This window comes from Desulfonatronospira sp. MSAO_Bac3, assembly GCF_003838035.1.
Classification (GTDB): Bacteria; Desulfobacterota; Desulfovibrionia; order Desulfovibrionales; family Desulfonatronovibrionaceae; genus Desulfonatronospira; species Desulfonatronospira thiodismutans.
In genome coordinates this window covers 1-6,243 of sequence record NZ_QYZY01000323.1, presented here as the reverse complement: position 1 = coordinate 6,243, position 6,243 = coordinate 1, and the positions used below count along the sequence as shown (strand labels likewise).

Sequence of the window (6,243 nt, the reverse complement as noted above, 5' to 3'; positions counted from 1 at the left end):
TGGGGACAGTCCCCGCGACACCTTTTCTGCACAAATGCAAAAATTACAGACGCGAAGTTTTGTGAACGTGCACAGTTAGTACTTAGCGGGGGACAGTCCCCAAGCCTGGTGCCAGCAATCAATACCAAGGACCCCCTGAATGGTTACGCCTGATACGCCTGCAAAAAGTCAGGCACTTAAAATCCAGAAAAAAACAATTCTATAACTCTTTGTTTTAACTGCCTGTCACGTCTGTGGCGTGATGAAATAACTCCTTGGAGTTCCCGAAAAGATTTCACCAGGGATTCCTGTCACCTGTTTCCTGACTCGATGCACCTGCAAAAAGTCGGGTATCGCGACCTGTCAATGCGGCAACAGCAAAGTAGCAAGGGGCTGGTAGTAATATACGGCCAGCTTTTTGCCGGCCCTGGTCAGGGCCACGTAAAGCAGGTTGCGCCCGGCTGGTGTATCCGGGTAGGCTTTTTGATGCGGGTTCCAGATGATTACCCCTGAAAATTCCAGCCCCTTGACCTGATGGACGTTGGTAACCAGGATGCCCGGCTTGAAACTGGGCTCCTGGGTCTGCAGCCTGGCCCCGGGTATGCCCTGCAAGGCCTTGATTACGGTCAGGGCTTCCTTTTTGTAGCGACAGATCACTGCAAAAAGACCTCCGGGTTCAGAGCGGACAATATTTTCCATGCCCCGCCTGAGAGATTGCAGTGCGGATTGTTCGTCAGGGAAGGAGTGAAATTTGGGCTCCGGACCCTCGTGGGCGATACGGCCGGGGTTGTACCCGGACACCTGAGAGGCCAGCTTCATGATCTGGGCGGTGGAGCGGTAGCTGACGCTGAGTTCCCCGGACAGGAGGTTATTTTTCTTGAGATCAAGCTGAAAGGCATCGAAGCCGCCGGAATCCACGAAATCCAGGATCTTTTGCTTCCTGTCGGCGCATACGGTCATGCTCCGGGAACTGGACGAAGCCATGGACAAGGCCTTAAGTTCAGTCAGGGAAAGGTCCTGGGCCTCGTCCACCAGGACATGGTCATACCATCCAAGCACACCGGGAATGCAGCTTTCTTTATTTCTCTGGCCGGCCAGATAAAGAAGAATCCCGGCATCATCAAAGGAAAGAGCCTTTCTCGTGCCTGTAAGGATATTTTCTCCCTCCCGGACAAGCTCATCCAGCCGCCTGGACTTCTTTAGGTGCTGCTGCAACAGGCTCCTGTTCTTTAGAAACATTCCCAGGTCCTGCAGATAGTCTCCGGGGAAAGGCTGTTGTTCAATGTGCGCGCAGAGCGCCTGGAAAAAAGAGGCTGATTTTTTGATGTAGCTCAGTCCCTGGCCTTCCCTGGATGAAAAATTGACCTTGATTCCCATGGCCTTGAGCGCCTTGTCCGCCCATGAGTGAAAAGTCTCCACCGGCATCCTGTCCGTAAGCAGGTCTTTTGATGTCTGGGCGATATAGTCCCGCAGGCTGCGGTTGAACATGACCACTAAGCAGCGCTGTGGCCTGAACCTGTCCGGGTAATTGTACAGAAGATAGGACAGCCGGTGCAGGGCCACGGTTGTCTTGCCTGAACCAGCCCCGCCGGTAAGGTAAAAGCAGCCCTCATGTTCCCTGGTGATCAGGGAAAACTGTTCCGGAGAGATAAGCGAGATTATATCCGTGAGCCGGTGATCCCCGGATTCCTCCTTCCTGGTAATGGAGATGTTTTCACCGTCTTCCGGTTTCCAGGAGCCGTTTCTTTTTTCTATGAATTCCCGGCCGGTCCTGATGGACAAAAGCTCTCTCTGCCTGATGCCGTAGGAGATCTTTTTCTGGATCACCCCGGTGCGCTCTTTGCCGTTTATATCTTCCTCGTATTCTTCTCCTTCTTCCCATTCGTAGTACAGGCGGGATATCCTGGCATCGCGCCAGTCAATCACCACCTGGGCCTGGGTGCGCACGTCGGCAAGGCCCTGTTTACCGAAGAGGTAATGTCTACGCCCGATTTTGGCATCGTCGTCTTTTATGACCAGTCCGGCCAGGTAGGGTGCATCCGGGTACTCGAATGCAGGATTGAATCTGGATGGATCAAGGGGTGCTCGCTGCCTGATCTCTCTGGTCAGACGGTCTTTTTCCAGGGAGGATTGAGACTTGAGTCTTTCTTCCTCCAGCTGTTTTACTTCTTCAGCAAACTCAGATGCTTTTTCCAGCCGGCTCCGGGCATATATGTCAGCTATGCGGCAGACATCCTGCAATCGATCTTCTTCTGCCTTGATGAAATTATCGTCCATGTATCCATGATAATAATGTAATGATTATTTTGCAAACCGCAGGCAGGGCCTTATTTGGGTGTGCCAGCAAGAAATCGTTTTGCGGGAGAAGACTGTGGATGTGTTTAAACAGTCGTTTAAATAATTGGGGGTTTGCAGATAAACACCATTGATTCTGCATACCTTGGATCTGCCTGCATGGATGCGGCAATGCCCATAAGCAGGTGGCACAGGCGTTGCTGTCTGAAACAGTCAGCAGGCATTGTCAGCATTTTTGGGGTCCATGGCCTGCAAGAAATATATTTACTGTTACTTTTGGGTAGAAACTGTCAATTTTAAGCCCTTCAGACTATTGCTGCAAGAAAGGAGCAGATATGAGCAAACTCAAAGGTTCTTTCCTTCCTGAAGGATTTTTTATCCGGGACTGGTCTGTATGGACCGGAGGAGTTCTTCTGGCTTTGCTGGCCCTGGGCGTTTTCGTCTGGCATGACATGTGGGGGATAACAGCCGGATTCCGCAACTGGGGGGACTGGTTTTTCTACGGTGTCGGGCTTTACCCGGAACGCCCCGAGAAAGTCTGGCTGCATCCAGGGTCCATAACCAATGCCGGTCTGCTGGCAGGGGCCGTGGCGGCTGCGTTTTTATCCGGCCGGATCAGGTTGAGGCGCTCTTCATGGTACGGGTATGTCAAAAGCCTCACAGGAGGGACTTTGATGGGGATCGGCGCTGCTCTGGCTGCAGGGTGCAATGTCGGCGGCTTTTACAATGCAACCGCCATGTTTTCCCTGGGTGGATACGCCATGCTGCCGGGACTGATCCTTGGCGGTTACCTGGGGGTACGATTTCTGCGCTGGGAGCTTTATAATATTGCAACAAGGCTCAGGGCACAGTGCCCGTGCAAGACAGAGGGCAAGTCGGACAATGCGCCGGAGCAGGTTTCATCTCTGGGCGTCCTGGCGGGATGGTGTTTTGTCTTTTTTCTGGCAGGGCTATTTCTATACTATCTTTTCCAGGGACATGCCCGGGAAGCAGGTCTTCTGCTCCTGGGAGCACTGATAGGCATAACTTTGCAGCGTTCAAGGCTCTGCTTTGCCCAGGCCTTCAGGGAGCCATTCATAAACGGCGATTATGCCATGGTCAAAGTCATCGCGTTTAGCCTGGTGATTTACGGTCTGGGTGCCGGCCTGCTCAAACTGGCGCTTATTCAGCCGGAGTCCGCAGGAGTGCAGCATCCTTTCTGGCTGGGCAGCTTCTCAGGGGGAGTAATTTTCGGCTTTGGCATGCTGCAGGCCGGAACCTGCGCAACAGGCACTCTGTGGCGTGCAGGCGAGGGGCATGTGCGGGTGATGCTCAGCATGCTTGCCTTTGCCGTGTTCAGCTCTCTTGGTTTTTTCCTGGTACAGAAGTTTGAGCCTGCCGGGTTCCTGGGAGAGGCTTTTTTTCTGCCTGAACTCATGGGCTGGCCCCTGTCATTTCTGTTTTTTCTGGCTGTGCCTTTGCTCTGGCTGGCCCTGGCCGCATGGAATGCAAAAACTGGCAGGATGGCCGTGTTCGGTTCACCAAGAGATGGTTAGGTGAACGCTTCTGCAAAGATTGCCTGCCATGATACGCCTGCAAACAGTCAGGCAATCAGGAATTCAGGAACGAACCAATTATATCACTCTTTGTTTTTACTGATTCCTGTCACGCGAAGACGCGTGGCAAAAAAGACTTTCTGCAGTCGCGTCTCAAAAGCGAACCTGCATAAGCTGCTTTTCATGTGAGGCCCTTAGCAAAAATTTCAAAACAACATTGGGCAGCTGATTTCTGATGCCCTGTCTGCTACTTGGTATGGGATTACGGGCACGGTATTAATTCCCCTCCATACTTCTTAAGGCCGGGGGTGGTTGCATGAAATCCCATCCTTTTTCGGAATTTGCCCCCAGGGGACCTCTTTTTTCGCGCAGGGCCGTGTAAAAAGCCTGGTGGCTTACCACTGGGCATTTCCCAGCACCCCGTGTGCCATGCGGATATGTCCCACATCCTGCCATGAAAGCCCGAGCAGCTCTGCCCCGGCCGCATCCACGGCCACGGGATCAAAACCGGCCAGTATTCTGTTTACCGGCGGGGAACACTCTGCACCGCCCAGATGATACTGGGCCAGGCCCACCCTGGCATCCACAATGGACAGGTCCGGTTTGCGGTAACAGTTGAGCTCGAATATGCTGCGCTGCATCCGGCTGTGAAAATAAGATTTTTTCCAGCTGCCACCCTGCTGATAATGCTTTGGCGGAGCCAGCCCCATGAGATTTTTCATGGCCAGGGTAACCCCGGCCAGGGAATGGCGCTTTAAAACCGGCACGGATATGAGCATCCCGGAAAAAATCCTTTTGGGCAGATATATTTCCGGCAGAAACTCCAACCCGGGATTACTAAGCCTTTTCAGGGGTTCATGATTCAGGTCCAGAAGCTCCACTCCAAGCTCTGCTGCAAGCCTGTCGTACCCCAGGGATTCAAAGACTTCACGGGTTTCCATTCCAGAGTCCCCGCAGCCTTCGGCAATAATTATCCTGGCCCTGGAATTTTCCCGGACATACTCAACCACCGCCCGGATCATTTCCGGATCACTGGTCACCGGAAAAGGCGAGTCATTGACCAGGTTGGGCTTTATCCAGATGAGCCTGCGCCGCCGCATGGCACTGCCGGCCCCGATACGGTCCAGACATGCCCTGACAGTGTCCTCATAGCCCCTGTATGTCTCTACTGTGACCATACTGTGTGCTTCCAACCCATCTTTTATTTGCATTATATTTTCATTCTCTGATTACGTGTTTTTTTGTTCCCGGGCTGGAAAACTCCTTATTAAACCAGCCGGCAAAAAACAAGTCTCCAGGAATTTATAATAATCATCCTGGGCTTTGTGTCAGAATTTATAAAAAAATTAAGCTGCTGGCTACTCCCGCAACCCAAAAACATTTTCTCACGCAAAGGCGCGAAGATCGCAAAGGAAGAAATTTAATCACGCCGGAGGCATGACAGGCAAAATTTCAGCATTAAGCCTAAAGTTTTCCCACGAACAGCCGATAGAGTTATCAGCATTAGTTTGTTCTGCTGTCAGACAAATGAGTTCCGACGATTCTGACAAGATATAACCAGACCTTTTCAGGGAGGGGTATGGAATGCAGGTTTCAACGGAAAATTCCCCGACATTCGACCATGCGGGCATAAGCGGCTTTCAGTCAGCTGAACAGGGACAGTCGCATACCTGCTGCGAATCTCCATGTTCTACCTGCGGCTCCGAGACTGCATCACAAACAGATATGCAAGCCGGCAAAAGCTCCTTTGGCGCTGATATGACAGCCGGTCACATACTGCAGGGGGACAGAGCTGTTTTTTCCCATGCTCCGGAAAATCAGCAGACCCGCAAGTCAGCCTCCGGGATAAATATCTCTGCCGGGCCGGAACAAGGCGCTGGATATGGCCCTGACGCCCGGCCATTACCTGAAACTGATCACCGGGACAGGCATTCCCGGGGAAACCAGGAACATGGCCTGGAAGACAAACCCCAAAAAGATTCACCCGGCACCCAGGAAGAAGTGCAGTCCTCTCCCCGGGGCGACATTGACCATCACAGTGAAGACTATAAGCAGGGTGAAGAAGAATACAGTCTGCGAGGTGAAACAGAACTTTCGGCTGAAGAACGACAGGAACTGCAGGAACTAAGACAGCGTGACGCCGAAGTGCGCGCCCATGAACAGGCCCACATCGCAGCCGGGGGCCAGTATGTAACCGGCGGGGCCAGCTATTCCTATGAGACAGGGCCGGATGGCAGGCAGTACGCGGTTGAAGGAGAGGTCTCCATAGACTCCTCACCTGTACCCGGAGACGCTGAAAAGACCGAGGAAAAGGCCCGTACCGTGCGCCGGGCGGCCCTGGCCCCGGCAAACCCCTCCCCCCAGGATCAAAGAGTAGCTGCAGACGCCGCCAGAATGGAGGCTGAAGCCCGGACCGAGCAGCGCCAGGAAGAAC

General features: G+C 53.0%; 4 protein-coding genes. 2 read left to right on the top strand and 2 right to left on the bottom strand.

Annotation, left to right across the window (positions count from 1 at the left end; genetic code table 11):
• Positions 1 to 342 precede the first annotated feature (342 nt).
• Positions 343 to 2,256, bottom strand: coding sequence for a UvrD-helicase domain-containing protein (locus tag D5S03_RS11300; RefSeq protein WP_008871609.1), 1,914 nt, complete (start codon positions 2,254 to 2,256; stop codon positions 343 to 345).
• Positions 2,257 to 2,609: 353 nt separating this feature from the next.
• Between D5S03_RS11300 and D5S03_RS11295 the strand changes: the two genes are divergently transcribed.
• Complete coding sequence (locus D5S03_RS11295) at positions 2,610 to 3,809, top strand: YeeE/YedE thiosulfate transporter family protein (protein ID WP_008871610.1); 1,200 nt, start codon at positions 2,610 to 2,612, stop codon at positions 3,807 to 3,809.
• A gap of 395 nt (positions 3,810 to 4,204) precedes the next feature.
• Here the strand turns inward: D5S03_RS11295 and D5S03_RS11290 are convergent, their stop codons facing one another.
• Positions 4,205 to 4,987 carry a DUF362 domain-containing protein gene (locus D5S03_RS11290; RefSeq protein ID WP_287044064.1) on the bottom strand — a complete coding sequence of 261 codons (783 nt, stop codon included), beginning with the start codon at positions 4,985 to 4,987 and terminating at the stop codon, positions 4,205 to 4,207.
• A 406-nt stretch (positions 4,988 to 5,393) separates the two neighbouring features.
• On the opposite strand from D5S03_RS11290, the gene D5S03_RS11285 reads away from it, so the two are divergent.
• The coding region (locus D5S03_RS11285) for a putative metalloprotease CJM1_0395 family protein (protein ID WP_287044063.1) at positions 5,394 to 6,243 on the top strand (850 nt) is incomplete at its 3' end.